This window comes from Providencia sp. 6390 (genome assembly GCF_058148425.1).
The window spans coordinates 302,443-320,366 of record NZ_JBYVYL010000005.1; the positions used below are offsets into that span (position 1 = coordinate 302,443).

Annotated in this window: 17 protein-coding genes and 3 tRNA genes; 4 read left to right on the top strand and 16 right to left on the bottom strand. The window is 42.3% G+C overall.

The window, feature by feature from the left end; all coding sequences use genetic code 11:
* Positions 1–3: 3 nt before the first annotated feature.
* Entirely contained in the window at positions 4–426 is a 423-nt protein-coding gene (gene nsrR / locus AC3Z9T_RS13010) for a nitric oxide-sensing transcriptional repressor NsrR (protein ID WP_490126537.1), read from the bottom strand.
* Positions 427–690: 264 nt separating this feature from the next.
* The gene (locus tag AC3Z9T_RS13015; RefSeq protein WP_490126538.1) at positions 691–870 is read right to left on the bottom strand and encodes a hypothetical protein; all 180 of its coding nucleotides are present in this window, start codon (positions 868–870) and stop codon (positions 691–693) included.
* A 54-nt stretch (positions 871–924) separates the two neighbouring features.
* On the opposite strand from AC3Z9T_RS13015, the gene AC3Z9T_RS13020 reads away from it, so the two are divergent.
* Positions 925–2,127 (top strand): mechanosensitive ion channel family protein, encoded by a 1,203-nt coding sequence (locus tag AC3Z9T_RS13020; RefSeq protein WP_490126539.1) that lies wholly within the window; start codon positions 925–927, stop codon positions 2,125–2,127.
* Between the two features lie 81 nt (positions 2,128–2,208).
* On the opposite strand, the gene AC3Z9T_RS13025 is transcribed toward AC3Z9T_RS13020, so the two are convergent.
* From AC3Z9T_RS13025 to tsaE, 9 genes are all read right to left on the bottom strand, one after another.
* Positions 2,209–3,507, bottom strand: coding sequence for an adenylosuccinate synthase (locus tag AC3Z9T_RS13025; RefSeq protein ID WP_490126540.1), 1,299 nt, complete (start codon positions 3,505–3,507; stop codon positions 2,209–2,211).
* 287 nt (positions 3,508–3,794) lie between these two features.
* Complete coding sequence (gene hflC / locus AC3Z9T_RS13030; RefSeq protein ID WP_490126541.1) at positions 3,795–4,796, bottom strand: protease modulator HflC; 1,002 nt, start codon at positions 4,794–4,796, stop codon at positions 3,795–3,797.
* A gap of 2 nt (positions 4,797–4,798) precedes the next feature.
* Positions 4,799–6,001 (bottom strand): FtsH protease activity modulator HflK, encoded by a 1,203-nt coding sequence (hflK, locus tag AC3Z9T_RS13035; RefSeq protein ID WP_490126542.1) that lies wholly within the window; start codon positions 5,999–6,001, stop codon positions 4,799–4,801.
* Positions 6,002–6,087: 86 nt separating this feature from the next.
* Complete coding sequence (gene hflX / locus AC3Z9T_RS13040) at positions 6,088–7,368, bottom strand: ribosome rescue GTPase HflX (RefSeq protein WP_490126543.1); 1,281 nt, start codon at positions 7,366–7,368, stop codon at positions 6,088–6,090.
* Positions 7,369–7,469: 101 nt separating this feature from the next.
* Positions 7,470–7,766, bottom strand: coding sequence for an RNA chaperone Hfq (gene hfq, locus AC3Z9T_RS13045; RefSeq protein ID WP_490126544.1), 297 nt, complete (start codon positions 7,764–7,766; stop codon positions 7,470–7,472).
* A 225-nt stretch (positions 7,767–7,991) separates the two neighbouring features.
* Complete coding sequence (miaA, locus tag AC3Z9T_RS13050) at positions 7,992–8,930, bottom strand: tRNA (adenosine(37)-N6)-dimethylallyltransferase MiaA (RefSeq protein ID WP_490126545.1); 939 nt, start codon at positions 8,928–8,930, stop codon at positions 7,992–7,994.
* Complete coding sequence (gene mutL, locus AC3Z9T_RS13055; protein ID WP_490126546.1) at positions 8,923–10,854, bottom strand: DNA mismatch repair endonuclease MutL; 1,932 nt, start codon at positions 10,852–10,854, stop codon at positions 8,923–8,925. Before mutL ends, miaA begins: the two co-directional genes overlap by 8 nt.
* 11 nt (positions 10,855–10,865) lie before the next feature.
* Positions 10,866–12,179, bottom strand: a complete 1,314-nt coding sequence (amiB, locus tag AC3Z9T_RS13060; RefSeq protein ID WP_490126547.1) for an N-acetylmuramoyl-L-alanine amidase AmiB — start codon at positions 12,177–12,179, stop codon at positions 10,866–10,868.
* Positions 12,180–12,193: 14 nt separating this feature from the next.
* Positions 12,194–12,658: a tRNA (adenosine(37)-N6)-threonylcarbamoyltransferase complex ATPase subunit type 1 TsaE gene (gene tsaE / locus AC3Z9T_RS13065; protein WP_490126548.1), complete on the bottom strand. Its 465-nt coding sequence runs from the start codon at positions 12,656–12,658 to the stop codon at positions 12,194–12,196.
* A 372-nt stretch (positions 12,659–13,030) separates the two neighbouring features.
* Between tsaE and queG the strand changes: the two genes are divergently transcribed.
* On the top strand, positions 13,031–14,188 hold the full coding sequence (gene queG, locus AC3Z9T_RS13070; protein ID WP_490126549.1) for a tRNA epoxyqueuosine(34) reductase QueG: 1,158 nt from the start codon (positions 13,031–13,033) through the stop codon (positions 14,186–14,188).
* A 687-nt stretch (positions 14,189–14,875) separates the two neighbouring features.
* Here queG and AC3Z9T_RS13075 read toward each other — a convergent pair.
* The 4 genes from AC3Z9T_RS13075 to AC3Z9T_RS13090 all read right to left on the bottom strand — a co-directional run bounded on the left by AC3Z9T_RS13075 (position 14,876) and on the right by AC3Z9T_RS13090 (position 15,732).
* A tRNA-Gly gene (locus AC3Z9T_RS13075) sits at positions 14,876–14,951 on the bottom strand.
* A 37-nt stretch (positions 14,952–14,988) separates the two neighbouring features.
* Positions 14,989–15,064 (bottom strand) — tRNA-Gly (locus AC3Z9T_RS13080).
* Positions 15,065–15,104: 40 nt separating this feature from the next.
* A tRNA-Gly gene (locus AC3Z9T_RS13085) sits at positions 15,105–15,180 on the bottom strand.
* Between the two features lie 339 nt (positions 15,181–15,519).
* Entirely contained in the window at positions 15,520–15,732 is a 213-nt protein-coding gene (locus AC3Z9T_RS13090) for a YdgH/BhsA/McbA family protein (RefSeq protein WP_490126550.1), read from the bottom strand.
* Between the two features lie 310 nt (positions 15,733–16,042).
* On the opposite strand from AC3Z9T_RS13090, the gene AC3Z9T_RS13095 reads away from it, so the two are divergent.
* Positions 16,043–16,171: a hypothetical protein gene (locus AC3Z9T_RS13095; protein ID WP_490126551.1), complete on the top strand. Its 129-nt coding sequence runs from the start codon at positions 16,043–16,045 to the stop codon at positions 16,169–16,171.
* 3 nt (positions 16,172–16,174) lie between these two features.
* Here AC3Z9T_RS13095 and orn read toward each other — a convergent pair whose 3' ends face one another.
* On the bottom strand, positions 16,175–16,717 hold the full coding sequence (gene orn / locus AC3Z9T_RS13100) for an oligoribonuclease (RefSeq protein ID WP_490126552.1): 543 nt from the start codon (positions 16,715–16,717) through the stop codon (positions 16,175–16,177).
* Positions 16,718–16,836: 119 nt separating this feature from the next.
* On the opposite strand from orn, the gene rsgA reads away from it, so the two are divergent.
* A complete protein-coding gene (gene rsgA, locus AC3Z9T_RS13105; RefSeq protein ID WP_490126553.1) occupies positions 16,837–17,889 on the top strand; it encodes a small ribosomal subunit biogenesis GTPase RsgA in 1,053 nt (350 codons plus the stop codon).
* The last annotated feature ends 35 nt before the right edge of the window (positions 17,890–17,924 follow it).

The following is a 17,924-nucleotide window of genomic DNA, read 5'->3' on the forward strand; positions in this document are numbered from 1 at the left end:
TATTTAATCAAGCAGTAATTGATAAAGCGGACTGTTGTCTTTGACCATATCAGCCAGCGTATGTTTATCGAGTTCCTGTAAAAACTGTTGTATCGCCTGATGAAGCACACCCTTCAATCGACAGGCGGGTGTGATATGACAAAATTCACCACTACAGTTAACTAAAGTTAAGGGTTCAAGCGCCCGAACAACATCACCAATGCGTATTGTTTCTGCAGCTTGTCCTAATGTAATACCACCATTTTTACCGCGTGTTGCTTTAATATAGCCAAGGTGACTGAGCTGGTTAATGATCTTAACCATATGATTACGCGAGACACCATAAACGTCAGTGACTTCTGTGATACTGGTCATTTTCCCTTCAGGGAGCGATGCCAAATAGATCAATGCACGTAGTCCATAGTCTGTAAAACTTGTTAGCTGCACAATCACCTCAAAAATTTAGGCTAAGCCAATGACAATCTCGCCATATGTATCTTATCAATCTCAAATTATAGAAAAATTACTCTCTAGTTTTTTGCGTTAGGACAACACCCTAACCATAAAATAATGAAATATAACGAGATTAATTTCGCTTCAATTTGACATCGTAAGATAGCGTTTTATTGGCGTTTAACTTACTACAAAGAAAAAAATCGTTCTATCACCAGATAGCGAGATGAGCCGTTACCATGGCAGATGCTTTATTGCTTAGGCATTTTCCGCTATACATTTACAACAAATAATATCAAAGAACAATCGAACACATAATAGCACATATTTTTTGGCTACTCGTGTTTCTTGAGCTTGTCCCACTTTATCTATACTGTTTAAAGAGCTTTCTTGGGAAATAGACACGGCTTTATCACTTTTAACATCAAATCTTTTCATTTGATCCGCTTTACAATACAAAGCCAGTGCCATAAAGAGGTGACATAGGAAATTATGGAACAAATTATTGAAATATATAATTATATATCAGGAAGCACCTTCTTAATGACTTCCCTTCTAGTCGTCATATTGCTACTAACGTGGTTTGTTGGAAAAGTGATTTTTTTGCGGTCTGCTAGGAGGTTGTTACCATTATTCACTAATTTAAGTGATGACGAGTTAATTGATGGTATCGCTCAGAAAATTGCATCGATCGTCGCTGTGACGTTTGTACTTTATATCAATCAGATGCTACCTTCACTTTCTGATGAAGTAAACATCACATTTAAAACTATCTGCTGGGCGCTGATTATTATTAATGTTGCCGCATTAGTGAATGATGGCTTAGATGTATTTATCCTCCGCCAATCAAAAAAAATACTACATCGAAATAACTCGATAAAAGGCTACATTGAAATAGCCAAAATTATTGTTTGGATAATTTCCTTTATCTTGATCATCGCCCTGATGACCGAGCAATCTCCAATCATTATTATTTCTAGCTTCGGTGCTATTGCTGCGGTATTAATGTTTGTATTTCAGCACACCCTGCTATCATTTGTCGCCAACATCTTAGTATCAAATGGGAAGGTGTTAAAACTCTATGATTGGATTGAGCTACCAAGCAGTAATATCAGTGGAGAAGTTATCGATATAGCACTACACACTATTACAGTTCGAAACTGGGATAACACTATCTCTCGCATTCCCACCAAAGATTTTTTGACCGAAAAGTACACCAACTGGCAGCCTATGTTTTCTTCAGGAGGGCGTCGCATTAAGCGTAGTTTTTACATTGATCAATCATCTATTTCCTTTGCAACAGAAGACCTCTTCAACGAGTTAAAAACAACAGCTCCCTTGCGCCAAAGTATAGAAAATATGTTAGAGGAACGAAGTAATATCGGGGATATCAATGAATGGATGGTGAATAATGGTGTCACTAACTTACAGCTATTTAGAAAATATATTTTAAATTGGATAAAAATGCGCGGTGATGTCAGAACGGATATGTATTTAGTCATACGAACCATGCCGCCAACACCCAATGGGCTCCCTGTCGAAATCTATTGTTTCACACGTTCAACCATTTGGGTCGATTATGAAGAAGTCCAATCCGAAATTTTTGAGTATGTTAATGCATCAGCAAAATACTTTAAGCTCCGAATTTATCAACATCCATCCGGAAGCGATCTAACTAACTTAAAATATCGGTAGCGAATAACAAAAAACACCGAATAAATCGGTGTTTTTTATCTGCTAGTAAGCCACTATCAGCATCTAATCAGTGTGATTAGATTATGCATCAAACGGGTCACGCAGGATCATGGTTTCAGAGCGGTCAGGGCCAGTTGAAATAATATCAACTGGAATACCTGTCAGATCTTCAACACGCTTGATGTAATCTAAAGCAGCTTGTGGCAACAATGCTCTGTCTTTAACACCAAATGTTGTTTCATTCCAACCAGGCATGACTTCGTAGACTGGTTCTAAACCTTCCCACTCGTCAGCTGCTAATGGTGTAGTTTCAAGCACTTGACCATCTGGACGGCGGTAACCTACACAGATTTTAACTTCTTTCAGGCCATCTAAAACGTCTAGTTTAGTCATACAGAAACCAGACAGTGAGTTGATCTGAACTGCACGGTTAATAGCAACGATATCTAACCAACCTGTACGGCGTTTACGACCTGTAGTCGCACCAAATTCTTGGCCTTTTTCACGCAGGAACTCACCTGTTTCGTCAAAAAGCTCAGTTGGGAATGGACCAGCACCAACACGTGTTGAGTAAGCTTTAATAATACCTAATACATAGCTAACATAACGTGGACCTAAGCCTGAACCCGTTGCAACACCACCAGCAGTGGTATTTGAAGAGGTCACATACGGGTAAGTACCGTGGTCAATATCCAGTAACGTACCTTGTGCACCTTCAAACATAACTAATTCATTCTTCTGATGTGCTTTATAGAGCAGATCAGAAACATCAATTACCATACCAGTTAAGATATCAGCAACTGCCATGATATCATCGAGAGTTTTTTGATAATCAACCGCTGGCTCTTTGTAGTAATTCACCAATTGGAAGTTATGATACTCAACGATCTCTTTCAATTTCTCAGCAAAAGTCGCTTTATCAAACAAATCGCCCACACGCAGGCCACGACGAGCTACTTTGTCTTCATAAGCAGGGCCAATACCACGACCTGTTGTACCGATCGCTTTCGCACCACGTGCTTTTTCACGCGCATTGTCTAATGCCACGTGATAAGGCAGGATCAGTGGGCATGCTTCAGAAATATATAAACGTTCGCGAACAGGCACACCGCGTTCTTCTAATTGCTTCATCTCTTTCATCAATGCATCAGGCGCAAGTACCACACCGTTAGCAATAATGCTGATGACGTTTTCACGAAGAATACCGGATGGAATTAAGTGGAGAACGGTTTTTTCACCGTTTACAACAAGAGTATGGCCAGCATTATGGCCGCCCTGATAGCGAACTACGTATTTAGCACGCTCTGTCAGCAAGTCTACAATCTTGCCCTTCCCTTCGTCACCCCATTGGGTGCCCAGTACGACAACGTTCTTACCCATTTCGAAATACACTCGGTTGCTTAAAAATGAATTCTACCATCTAAAATAATCTGTTCCAGTGATTTTTAGCACAGTAAAAATTTTTTCTGGAAAACCAAAAAAGATGGCATTTTTTATTTCTGCCGTAACCCAAACTGATCGTAATCTGCTCAAGTAGCATGAATTTTCCCTGAAAAATCCACAACTTAAAACGACAGGCGAAAAAAAAGCCCGCGAAGCAGGCTTTTCTTTACTAGATTAACAGTTATTTTCAACTGTTGCACGTAACTTAATCGATTACATGTGACTTAATCGGTCGCACGTAGCTTAGTCGGTGCTTTCATAAAGCGGAAGAAGTCAGTATCTGGGCTAAGCACCATTACATCATCACCATTTTTGAAGCTCTGCTCATAAGCACGTAAGCTACGAATAAAGGCATAGAACTCTGGATCTTGGTTGAATGCATCAGCAAACAGTTTTGTTGCCATTGCATCACCTTCACCGCGATAAGTCAGCGCAGTACGCTCAGCTTCTGCCAAAGTTTCTGTTACTGTTTTATCAGCAACCGCACGGATCTTAGTGGCTTCTTCTTGGCCTTGTGAACGATGCTGACGAGCAACCGCCTCACGCTCTGCACGCATACGTGCATAGATAGCCTCAGAGACCTCATTTGGTAGCTCAATACGTTTAATACGTACGTCAACCACTTCAATCCCTAACGCAGCCATACTGTTGGCGTTAACCACCAGAGGCTTCAAGTTAGTTTCTTGCTCTACACGTGCCGCCGCAGAAGCGATAGCAGCATCAGCTTCTTCTGCAGTGCCATCAATCGCAGTTCCTTTGTTCAACGCATCACGTACATCAATGGTTAAACGGCCACGAGAGTCAGTGATGATATCTTTTACGCTTAAACGACCAAACTCAGAACGTAAACGGTCACTAAACTTACGTTTTAACAGTGTTTCCGCTTGATATGGATTACCACCGCCAGTCGCTACATAGTAACGGCTAAAATCAGTGACGCGCCATTTCAGGTATGAGTCTACCATTAGGTCTTTGTTTTCGCTCGTTAAGTAGCGGTCTGCTTGGATTTCTAACGTCTGAATACGTGCATCAAGCATTTTAACCGTCTCAAGAAACGGAACTTTAAAGTGCAGGCCCGGTTCATAAATAATCGGTTTGTTTTCAGAGTCACGCAGTACCTTACCAAAACGTAAAACAATGCCGCGATCAGTTTGAGGAACAATAAAGATTGATGCGTAAGCGACTGCCAAAATGGCAATAACGATAACAATTAGCGATTTACGCATGATTATTGTCTCCCTACTCTAACGGCATCACCACGAACACCACTATTTGGTTGTGCCGGTGCCGAACCATAAGATGATGAACTATTTGTATTTGGATTCATCACTTTAGGCGCTAAGCTTGATTTTGGTGCCGCACTGTTGTCACTACCACGCATCAACTGATCTAGCGGTAGAACCAGCATGCTGTTGCTCTTATCATTAGCAATAATTTTACGTGTATTACTTAACACACGCTCCATTGTATCAATGTAGAGACGCTCACGAGTAATTTCAGGTGCTGCACGGTATTCAGGCAACATTTTCGCAAAACTTGCTACCTCACCTTCCGCTTTAAACACCACACTGGCCTTATAAGCTTCGGCTTCTTCAATTAGCTTCTGTGCGTTACCTTTTGCCATCGGCAGAACTTCGTTACGGTAAGCATGTGCTTCACGAATAGTTTTTTGTTCTTCTTCCCTCGCCGCGATCACATCATCAAATGCTGCTTTAACATCTTCTGGTGGACGCGCCGCTTGGAAGTTGACGTCAAGCAGTGTGATACCCATTTTGTATGGTGCGATAGTCGCTTCAAGTTCTTTTTGCGTCACATCACGAATGAATGCACGGTTTGTCGTCAGCACTTGTTCCATCGCAGACTGACCAATAACACCACGTACCGCACTATCTAACGCTTGGCGCAGGCTGTTATCTGGGTTAGTCACACTAAACAGGTATTCAGCAGGATCAGTAACACGATACTGTACGTTCATTTCAACGCGGATCACGTTTTCATCTGATGTCAGCATCATACCGTTAGTCGCTTGCTCACGAACGGTTTCAACGTTAACAGGGATCACTCGGTCAATAAACGTTGGTTTCCAGTTCAAACCAGGCCCAACAATACCGTTATATTCGCCAAAACGTAAAACTACGCCTCGGTCACTTTCTTTAATGGTATAGAAGCCCGAACCAGCCCATACCACTACAACAGCAGCAAGAGCCAACATACCAAGGCGACCACTGATTTGGGATGGTTGTTTATTATCACCATCACCATTGCCACCTTTTTTACCACCAAGCTTACTGCTCAGTTTACGAAAGAGATCGTCGAGATCAGAAGCCCCACGTTTTCGACCACCTTTATTCCCGCCAGAGTTGCCGCCTTTATTGCCGCTTCCCCACGGATCGCGGTCTTGTCCGTCATTACCGGGCTGATTCCACGCCATGTTTTAGCTCCATATCTTTATGATTGATTTTTCGGGTTAAGAGCAAAGCATCACTCTTAATATCAATTCCATCTCCTAGAAATATGTTAAATCACATAACTAGGCAATTGTTGTTCCTGTTTGCACAAACGCAGCCAATCAACCATTGGCATACGCACCTCAAGGCCAATTGAGCCGTCTTCCTCCTGCCATTCACGCTCAATAGCTTGGAGCTGATAAAAACGACTACGCAGGCGGCCTTCACTTGGTGGTAAACGCATTTCAACGTGTGCGATTTCACCCGAAAGGCGTTCCGTCAGTGCTTGTAGCAACAAGGGGATACCTTCACCCGTTTGCGCTGAAACCCAGACACGAACTGGCTTGTTATCCTCATTTCTGTCAATACGCGGGACAAACTCTTCCAGCATATCCACTTTGTTCATGACTAAAAGTGTTGGGATCTCATCAGCTTCAATTTCTTCCAAAACACTTTCGACCGCATGAATGTTTTCATCCAAACGGTTATCCGCTGCATCAATAACGTGCAGCAATAAAGTTGCCTCACGTGTTTCTTGCAACGTTGCTTTAAAAGCCGCAACTAAATCATGTGGCAAGTGACGAATAAACCCAACCGTATCTGCAAGTACAACCGTTCCTACATCATCGACATCAATGCGCCTCAATGTTGGATCGAGTGTTGCAAACAGTTGATCAGCCGCATAAACCTCTGACGATGTCATTCGATTAAATAGGCTCGATTTACCTGCGTTAGTATAACCCACTAGCGATATCGTTGGGATATCAGCTTTATTACGTGCTTGCCGACCTTGTTCACGTTGCTTTTCGACTCGACTAAGACGGGACAAAATCTGACTGATTTTTCCCCTTAATAACCGACGGTCAGTCTCAAGCTGAGTTTCGCCAGGACCACGTAGACCGATCCCACCTTTTTGCCGCTCAAGGTGCGTCCATCCTCTAACAAGACGAGTAGACAAATGACGTAATTGCGCGAGTTCAACTTGCAGCTTCCCTTCGTGAGTCCGCGCCCTTTGAGCAAATATATCTAAAATAACGCCTGTACGGTCAACGACCTTACATTCGCACAACCGTTCAAGATTACGTTCCTGAGCAGGGCTAAGAGTATGGTTAAACAGCACCACATCTGCGCCACTTTCCTTGACTGCATCAGCGATTTCTTCCGCTTTCCCTTCCCCGACATAGTATTTAGGATGGGGGGACTTTCGACTGCCTGTTACTATCTGTACGGGTTTCACCCCCGCAGATGTCACGAGTGACTCAAACTCTGCCAGATTTTCAGTATCTTTTTCTTGAGAAAAAAAGACATGTACCAATACAGCCAGCTCACCGCCTTCATACCTATCAAACAAGGGCTATAACCTCTTAGGCTTAATCACTATAAAGACAAAGGAAAAACACAGGTAAAGTCTCCCTACCTATGTTTTCCTTGAATTTTAACGTGCAACTGGTATTACTCAGCAGCTTCGCCATCCTGCTGAGCAGGAGCTCCAGTGTGGTAATTACCATTGCCTGTACCACCTGTAGCGCTACCGCTATGATGAGAAACAGGACGAGCAGGGACAACGGTAGAGATAGCGTGCTTATAAACCATCTGACTTACCGTGTTTTTCAGTAAAATGACAAACTGGTCAAAAGATTCAATCTGCCCCTGCAATTTGATGCCGTTAACTAAATAAATTGAGACCGGAACCCTTTCACGACGTAATGCGTTCAGGAACGGATCTTGCAAAGATTGCCCCTTAGCCATTCTATGTTTTCCTTATTTTGTTGTTTTTAAATGAGAACCTTACGGCTCCAAAAAGTAACTACTCAAAAATTGCGCTTAACGTTCTAATTGTACACAAACAATGGCTCTATGCACGTATATACTTCAAGTTACAGGATTGTTGGTGACATTCACTTGTACTCGTTACATAGTAATTTATGTATCTAGATACTCACTGATTTGTTACCTAACAATACTTCAAGTTAATTAGCGTATGACCTGCATAACTGCCTTAAGCGCCTGCTGTGGTTGTTCACTATCTAACCAATGAACATTTTCCCAGCTTCTCAACCAGGTAATCTGGCGTTTTGCCAATTGGCGTGTTGCACAAATTCCCCGATAAACCATTTCATCATAATTTATTTCGCCTTCCAGATATGACCACATCTGCCGATAACCCACACAACGAATCGAGGGTAAATCAACATGCAAATCACCTCGTTGATAAAGAGTACGAACTTCCTCTTCAAAACCGGCTTCTAACATCTGATGAAAACGTTGTTCAATGCGCTCATGTAAAATTTTACGATCTTGGGGCGCAATAGCAAACTGAAACACATTATAAGGTAATTCTTCGCCCGCTGTTTGTGTCATTTCAGTCAAAGTTTGCCCTGAAATGAGATATACCTCTAAAGCCCGGGATAATCTTTGTGGATCATTCGGATGAATCCTAGTTGCAGCAACGGGATCAACCTCGGCTAAACGACGATGGATCTCAGACCATCCATGCAATTGTGCTATCTGCTCAATTTCAGCACGCACAATAGGATCAGCCGAAGGTAATGGCGAAAGTCCTTCGAGTAATGCCTTAAAATACAGCATTGTGCCGCCCACTAATAATGGAATTTTACCTTGAGAAGTAATTTCATCCATTACATTTAATGCGTCTCGCCGGAAATCGGCAGCGGAATAAGGTAAAGAAGGATCGAGAATGTCGATCAAACGATGAGGGGCTTGGCTAAGTTCCTCTGCATTTGGTTTCGCTGTGCCAATATCCATACCGCGGTAGATCAACGCCGAATCGACACTGATTATCTCTACAGGTAAGTGTTGACGTAAAGCAATCGCCAACGCAGTCTTACCTGAGGCCGTAGGCCCCATCAGGAATATTGCATTCGGTTTTTTTTGAGTTGCTGATTCACTCATTTGTTAGTGTAGCTACCACGGGTTGTAAATTAATTAATTGTAATAATGTTGGTGACGGCTTTTTCACCTGCTGTGGGCAAAGCCTCTCAACATCAGCGAGTAACTGTACTGCTTGTGCTAAGCTCCAGCTTTCTTGCGTTTTTTCTTGCGAAACTGTTTTTGCAAGCCATTGTGCAATATCTTGATGCGATGAATGCTCTTTTGACGACAAAAACACCAGTAAACCTGAAAAAAGCTGCGATAAATTTTGTGTTCTTAGCGGTAACGATACCGCATGAATAGTAACTTTTCCATGAGATATCGTGGCTTCAATACCAAATAATGTCAATTGTTCCTTATTACGCTGAAAAACCGCAATTTCATCATGACTAAGCGTCAATTTTAGCGGGATCAGCAGAGGCTGAGGTTTCAACGCTTCGCCTGTTGGAGATAATTGCGCCAACTTCAATAAGTAATTTGCTTCAACTAAGGATAACAGGATTATCCCTAATGAAGACTCAATTAATGCAAAGTTTTTCGCGTAAATTGTCAATACTTTACCAAAAGTATAGCTGTTAGCATTTTCTGCAACAGATTGGGAAAAAATCGTTGGAACATCTAATGGTTGCCGAGTTGGAAACAAGGTTTTTTTATCTTCCTCAGCAACAGGCACTGACATTAATGACTGATATAGCTGCCCTGCTTTACGATCATACGTTGGGGCCGTGTGTTCAAATGCACCTTTTTCTCGATTATGACTGACAGATGCTGCCCCTGAAGATAGTGAACGTGATTTTTCACTGTCAAAACGCGCAGCCTGAGAAGGCGCCGTTTGATCATGCTTCGCAGTCAGTGGAGCCGCTTGCGGTGCAAAATAGTTATCCCCCGCCGCTGTTCTATTAACTAACTCATGAGTGACGGATTCTATTCCTGGTAATTCATCGGGTTGGTGCGCATTAAGTAACGCAGTACGCACGCCTTGATAGATAAAATCATGCACTAATCGTGCTTGATGAAAACGCACTTCATGTTTAGCAGGGTGCACATTGACATCGACTTGTTGAGGGTCAACCGTTAAATACAGTACATAAGCAGGTTGTTGATTATCATCGAGGTGGCCTTCATAAGCCTGACGAATAGCATGGTTAATCAGTCTATCCCGCATCATTCGACCATTGACATAACAATATTGAATATCGCTAACTGAGCCTACGGAAGGCGACACAATCCAGCCTTTGATACCAAGGTCACCATGTTCCCAAGCAATTGCTAATGCACCTTGCATGAAACCTGTACCACAAACTGCCGCTAAACGGCGTTCTTGCTGAGCTTCATCTTGTGCTGCTCGATACTGCTTAACTAGCTTACCATTGTGATTCAAATTAATGGCAACATCAGGGCGAGAGAGCGCAATGCGCCGAACAATTTCATCGATGTGACCAAATTCGGTTTTTTCAGTACGCATAAATTTGCGTCTTGCAGGCGTATTGTAGAAAAGATCTAATACTTCTACCGTTGTTCCATTTGGATGAGCCGCAGGTTTGACTGTAACCGCCATATCACGGCCTTCCGCATAGGATTGCCACGCCTCGCTCTGTTGCGCAGGCTTTGACGTTAATGTTAAACGTGACACTGAGCTAATACTGGCAAGCGCTTCACCACGGAACCCCATACTCATTATTGCTTCAAGATCATCCAATGTCGCAATTTTACTGGTAGCATGGCGTGCTAAAGCAAGGATCAGTTCATCTTTACTGATGCCACAGCCATTATCACGAATACGGATCAGCTTTTCTCCACCACGTTCAATATCGATATCAATACGTGTTGCACCTGCATCGAGGCTATTTTCAACTAACTCTTTGACCACCGATGCAGGCCGCTCAACCACCTCGCCAGCCGCGATTTGGTTTGCCAGTTGAGGAGAGAGGATCTGTATCGCCATGCCATAACTCCTTATTTAGGTGCAGCTTGCAAAGGGTTTGCAAGGAAATATTGACGCAAGCCTTGATGGATAGCTTCTGCCACTTGCTCCTGATAAGCATCCGATTTTAATAACTGCTCTTCCGCGCTGTTACTGATAAAACCTGTTTCTACCAGAATTGATGGAATATCAGGTGATCGTAATACGCCTAAGCTTGCATGTTCAGGGCTATTTTTATGGATATTACCCACTTTTCGTAACTGGCGTATCACATGTACTGCAACATCGTAGCCGACACGCTGCGAGTGACCGAATTGCAAATCAAGCACCGCCTGACTTAAGTATGGATCCGCACCACTGAGGGCATCTCCTGCACCACCAAGCAGTTCTGATTGTTTTTCTCGTTGCTCTAACCAACTACCTAACTCGCTATTCGCTCGACGGTTGGAAAGTACCCACACTGACGCCCCACGAGCGCTACTATTTGGTGCTGAATCCGCATGAATCGAAACCAACATATTGGCATTTTTTTTACGCGCGACATCCGAACGACCGCTTACAGAAATAAAATAATCACCATCACGGGTCATTGCAGGTTTAAACATTGGATCAGAATCTAATTTCGCATACAGTTTGCGTGCGACACTTAAAGTGACATCTTTTTCACGATAGCCATTTTTACCAATTGCGCCGGGATCTTTACCGCCATGGCCTGCATCGATTGCAATCACAACTTGCTTTGAACCTTTCGGCATCGTTTTATTGGTCTTAACGGGCACAGGTGCAGCTGTCGAATTATTTTGCTGAGTCTGCGCTGCCGACGGAGAATTCATTTTTAACGGCTTATCTTGAATAGTATTACGCGGAGTTTGCACCGGTTGAGCACTATTATTAAATGTAGCAGCCGAGTTCCCTTTGCCTGTTGACAGTGTAAATACCACCTGATATTCACCCGCAACTTGCTTAAGTGACGCTTGAACTTTTGCTGCTGACGCTAATTCCAACACAATACGTTTATGCTGACTGGTTGGAGGTTGGCTAGCACGGATCACTTTGACTAAATCACCTGCTGGCAATTTCATTGGTAATCCAATGATTTCACCGCTCTGCTTCAGATCAATCACAAGCCGCTCTGGCGAATGCAAAGGGAAAAATTTGTAATCAGGGCTGCCGTCTGCAAAGGTTAAGGTTACCTGTGCACTTGATGGGCTGTTGTTTACCTGAATATTTGATAAGGTGGCTGCTTGTATAGGCCGAGCAACCAACGATAGCGCAAAAATAATCAACAATAATAAGAAGGAGCAGAGACCCCTTTTTGTTATTTTTATTGGCAATGCATTCGTCATAAGCAATATATCCCTTAGAGTGCTTGTAATGCTTCTAACAACGACTCCCCATTTGCAGAAAAAGCAATAAAGTGAGCCTGACGACCTTCACCTTGATAAGTTAGATGTAGCTCAAGGTCAGCTTCAGGTAAAAAACCTTTACCTTGCTGAGGCCATTCAACTAAACAGATCGACTCTGGGGAAAAATAGTCACGGATCCCCATAAATTCCAGTTCTTCTGGATCAGCCAAACGGTAAAGATCAAAATGGAAAACCTGCCTACCAGGAAGATCGTAGGGTTCGACTAGTGTATAAGTCGGGCTTTTTACATGGCCTTGATGCCCTAGCGCTTGCAGAAAACCACGACTAAAGGTTGTTTTTCCTGCACCAAGATCACCATATAAATTGATCACTGCTCCTTGTTTGCAAGCAGCTGCGACAGCACGCCCTAGCGCCACGGTTTGTTCTTCGTTGGCAAGTTGTAAAATGCGTTCTTTCATGGATAATTTAATCAGCTTTATAAAAAATAGATCAATTTAGTGAGTATATTAACTCAAGCCGCTTTATTTTTCTTAACTATACTCTAAATAATTCGAGTTGCAGGTAGGCGACAAACGAAGATAGACGGGGAGCATAGATAAACACTGTGACTCGGTGAGCGTCGCGTAGTCACTTATTCCTCAACAAAAAGCGCTGCATCTTGAAGTATAACGAGTATAACATTACAGAAATATTCAGATAATGCATATAAGACAACCACTGGATCCTTATTAAAGCATACCTTTTCGCAAAGGAGGCACTTTGTGAAATAGCACGGCCATGGTAAAGTGCCGCTGCAATTATACTGAGTTTAACACCCTGATAAAATCAATATGGCAACACATCTCAAGCTCGATCTTCTCGCACAAAATATCAAACAATGGGGCCTTGAAATCGGGTTCCAGCAAGTGGGTATTTGTGATACTGACTTATCATTAGAGGAGCCTAAGCTACAAGCATGGCTAGATAAGCAATATCATGGCGACATGGAGTGGATGGCTCGCCATGGCATGATGCGAGCAAGGCCACATGAATTGCATCCAGGCACGCTCCGCGTTATCAGTGTTCGCATGAACTATCTACCTGCAAAAGCAGCCTTTGCCAGCACTCTTAACAACCCCGATCTAGGTTATATCAGCCGCTACGCACTGGGTAGAGACTATCATAAGCTTCTCAAAAAACGTTTAAAAATGCTGAGTGATCGTATTTTAGAATACTGTCGTGAGTACACTTGTTCTGATGATCTTAACTTTCGCCCTTTCGTTGACTCAGCACCTATTTTAGAACGACCGCTCGCGGTGAAAGCAGGTTTAGGTTGGACAGGAAAACATTCTTTGATCCTCAATCGTGAAGCAGGATCTTGGTTTTTTCTTGGTGAATTATTGGTGAATTTACCACTCCCCATCGATCAACCTATCGAAGAACAATGTGGTCGTTGTGTTGCCTGCATGACAACATGCCCAACCGGCGCGATCGTGGAACCTTATGTGGTTGACGCAAGACGCTGCATTTCTTATCTCACCATCGAACTTGATGGCCCTATTCCAGAGGAATTTCGCCCATTAATGGGTAATCGCATCTATGGTTGTGATGATTGTCAGCTCATTTGTCCTTGGAACCGTTTCTCGCAGTTAACCGATGAAGAAGATTTTAGTCCAAGACGCGCATTGCATACACCAGAGCTGCTTGAGTTATTCAGTTGGAGTGAAGAAACGTTTTTAAAGGTCACTGAAGGTTCTGCTATTCGTCGGATTGGCTATTTGAAATGGCTGAGGAATATTAGTGTTGCGCTAGGTAACGCACCTTATCAAGACAATATTGTGACCGCTTTGCGCTCTCGTTTGTGCTTTAATGACATGTTGGATGAGCACCTCACATGGGCAATACAACAGCAATTAAAACGCAGAGAAGAAAATCAAGTGACTATCCAAACTTCACAACAAAAACGCCTTGTACGCGCCATATCTAAAGGTTTACCAAGAGATGCTTAAAAATAGTACGTCTATATAACTCGATTCAACAAAAGTCAATCAAGTGTGCATAAAATAAAAAACTGCTTACTAGACAATAGTTAAAGAATTTGCAAGTTGTGCTGCCCACATTTTAAGTAAAAACATTTACTATTTAAATTCAACCACATAACAAATCTCACAGAGAAAGTATTTTTACAAATGCGCAAAAATACCTACCTGAGCATCCTGTGGATAACTCTGTGCAGTAAAGTGTTACAGAGACGTATAGACGACATCTTTTCGCTAATAAATTGTGGATAACTAGGCAACAATGGAAAGGTAAACAAATTGACCTTTTAACGACTCACAACGAAAGTAAAGTTACAAAAACTTTAGATTGAAACAAGAAATTAACTGAAAACGCCAAAAATAGGCTTTTTGTTTATTGTTACAAACGAAATTATAACAATTGGGATACTTATTGATAGCCCCTATCGCTAAGGGGAGGCTATTCTATGGTGGCAACCCGATGAATGCAAGCAGAAAAACCAACAAGATCAAAAAAAGATCGTGATGATCATCACTGATTTCTTTCACCGTATAAAAGCCGACAACAAAGGTCATAAATAGGTATAGAGCATAGATACAAATAGGTCTAATAATAAATAAAAATATATTTTGAGAACTAAGGTATAAGAAAGTGTATAACGAAGGATATTAAAACTTTGGAGCGGGAAACGAGACTCGAACTCGCGACCCCGACCTTGGCAAGGTCGTGCTCTACCAACTGAGCTATTCCCGCATTTGGTGGGTTACTACACTAAAACACTAAGAGAGATTGGAGCGGGAAACGAGACTCGAACTCGCGACCCCGACCTTGGCAAGGTCGTGCTCTACCAACTGAGCTATTCCCGCAGACCGAAAATAGTGTTTTAGCTAAAACATTAAGAGAGTTTGGAGCGGGAAACGAGACTCGAACTCGCGACCCCGACCTTGGCAAGGTCGTGCTCTACCAACTGAGCTATTCCCGCAAAACGTACTCTTTTTGCTTTGCCGCACTGATGAAAATCTTCATCGGTACGGGGAGCGCATTATACGAGAAATTGCACGTCAGGCAAGCCCCTTGACGCAAATTTTTCATTTTTTTGTTCGTTTGCTGATAAATTCGACATAATGATGATTTTATCAGCATTATAAGTAAACTTCTGATTTCAATCGGTTAACATTTTTTACTTTTATGGATATTAGGTGGGATAGAACGAATATTGAAAAGTTGGATAATTTGGAGCATTGCAGGTAGGTCATTAACATAAACAAGCAACGGAGTGCCTGAATTAGGCATTCCGTTAACTCGGCGAGACTGGAAAATCTTATTTGTTGAGATCGGCACTCATAGTCACAAAGTTACCTACACGTGCGCTTGTAATGGTGTAATTATCTGCACCAGCATCTTTTGCTTTTTGAGCAATCAGAGCTTCAGTAGAAGAAAGCGTATCACCTGTTGCAGTAATCGTTTGAGCCGAAGCACCGAAAGCCAGCAGAGATAACAGAGATGCAGTTGTTAATGTTTTAATCATGTTCATAATTTTTATCCTTCATTTTTTCTTTTAGATTATGTAGATAACCTTTGTTATCTGCGATGGAGTTAATGTACCTCCAAGCAATCACGAATGAAAGCAACTAAATTTGCCTTTGTTGGACAAAAAATTTGAATGAACTTTTTGTGAACCCAATCACTGAGAGAGGAAAACATCGCTAAAGAATGTTGAACACATTACAACTGATGAAAAAGAATTTTTGATTACACTAAACTCCATTAAAGAACTCTTTAATAGAGTTACATCTTGTTAAATTATTCTTTAATAGGATTCATCACAATGAAAGGATTTTTTAATGAAACGTATATCGGGACAATTTATTGAAACCTCTAGCTATGATGAAACAGTTAAAGCTTTTATCCCTGCCCAAAAAGTAATTAGCTGCCCACTGGCAGCTAATTACTTTAATCATTTGATTAGATAACAACTATTTAATAAAGGTTTCGCGGTAATAAGCGAGTTCCGCAATAGACTCACGAATATCATCCAATGCTTGGTGGGTGCCCTGTTTAGTAAAGCCTTCTAAGATTTCAGGCTTCCAACGGCGTGCAAGCTCTTTTAACGTGCTGACATCAAGGTAGCGGTAGTGGAAATAACTTTCTAGTTCAGGCATATAGCGGAATAAGAAACGGCGATCTTGGCCAACACTATTGCCACAAATTGGTGATACACCTTTCGGCACCCACTGCTCTAAAAATTCAATCGTGGCTAACTCAGCATCTTGCTCGCTAAATTGGCTGTTTTTAACGCGCTCAACTAAACCGCTACCCGTGTGTGTATTGACGTTCCATTCATCCATCAAATTAAGCTGTGCTTGTGTCTGATGAACTGCAATCACTGGACCTTGTGCTAAAATATTCAGTTGACTGTCCGTCACAATCGTCGCAATCTCAATAATACGATCGCGTTCAGGGTCGAGCCCAGTCATCTCTAAATCGATCCAGATTAAATTATTCTCATTCTTTTGCATCATATGCCCTAATTTGATCCAATAAAGTTCATGCTATAATAGCGCGTTTGAGATATCGGTGCGAACGACTCAAATAAGCAAAAAAACAAAACTCAGCCAATAATATCAAGAGAGGTCCGGTGGCTAAGCAAAAACTGTCGAAAGGCCAACAGCGCCGCGTACAAGCAAATCATCAAAGGCGATTGAAAAAACAGCATGTCGTTGAGATTGATGATAGCCAACTCGGTGAAGCGCAAGAGGGGCTGGTGATCAGCCGATTCGGTCAACATGCTGATATCGAAGCCAATGATGGCACCATACAGCGTTGTAACTTACGTCGAACTATTTCATCCCTTGTGACTGGCGATCGCGTTGTTTGGCGTCCCGCACTCAATATACAGGCTGATATTAAAATTAATGGCATTGTCGAAGCTGTACATGAGCGTCACTCGGTTCTGACACGCCCTGATTATTATGATGGGTTGAAACCTATCGCCGCAAATATCGACCAAATCGTCGTTGTTTCTGCCATTTTGCCTGAACTTTCTCTGAATATTATCGATCGTTACTTAGTCGCTTGCGAAACATTAGGTATTAAACCTATTATCGTTCTGAACAAGATCGATTTATTAGATGAAGAGAATCGTGAGTGGGTTAGTGACCTGATGACAATTTACAGTGATATCGGTTATCAAGTACTTGAAGTTTCCAGCCATACCAATGAAGGAATGGAAGCACTTACTAACACGCTAGAAGGTAAGGTATCAGTGTTTGTTGGTCAATCTGGTGTAGGTAAATCCAGCTTACTGAATACATTACTGCCTCACAACGAGCAAGCCATTTTAGTCAATGATGTATCTGATAACTCAGGGCTAGGCCAACACACCACCACGACATCAAGGCTCTATCACTTCCCTCTGGGTGGTGATGTGATCGACTCACCGGGTGTACGTGAATTTGGCTTGTGGCACCTTTCTACGGAACAAGTGACGAAAGGTTTTGTCGAATTTAAAGAGTACCTTGGTGGCTGTAAGTTCCGCGACTGTAAACATTTAGATGACCCTGGCTGCTTAATACGTGAGGCCACCGAGCGAGGGGATATCGCTGAATCGCGCTTTGAAAACTATCACCGTATTTTGGAAAGCATGGAACAGGTTAAGCCACGCGGTAATTTTACTGGTAAAGAGAAATAATCTTTTTCTTTAAGATCGAAATTGTAAGTAAGCAC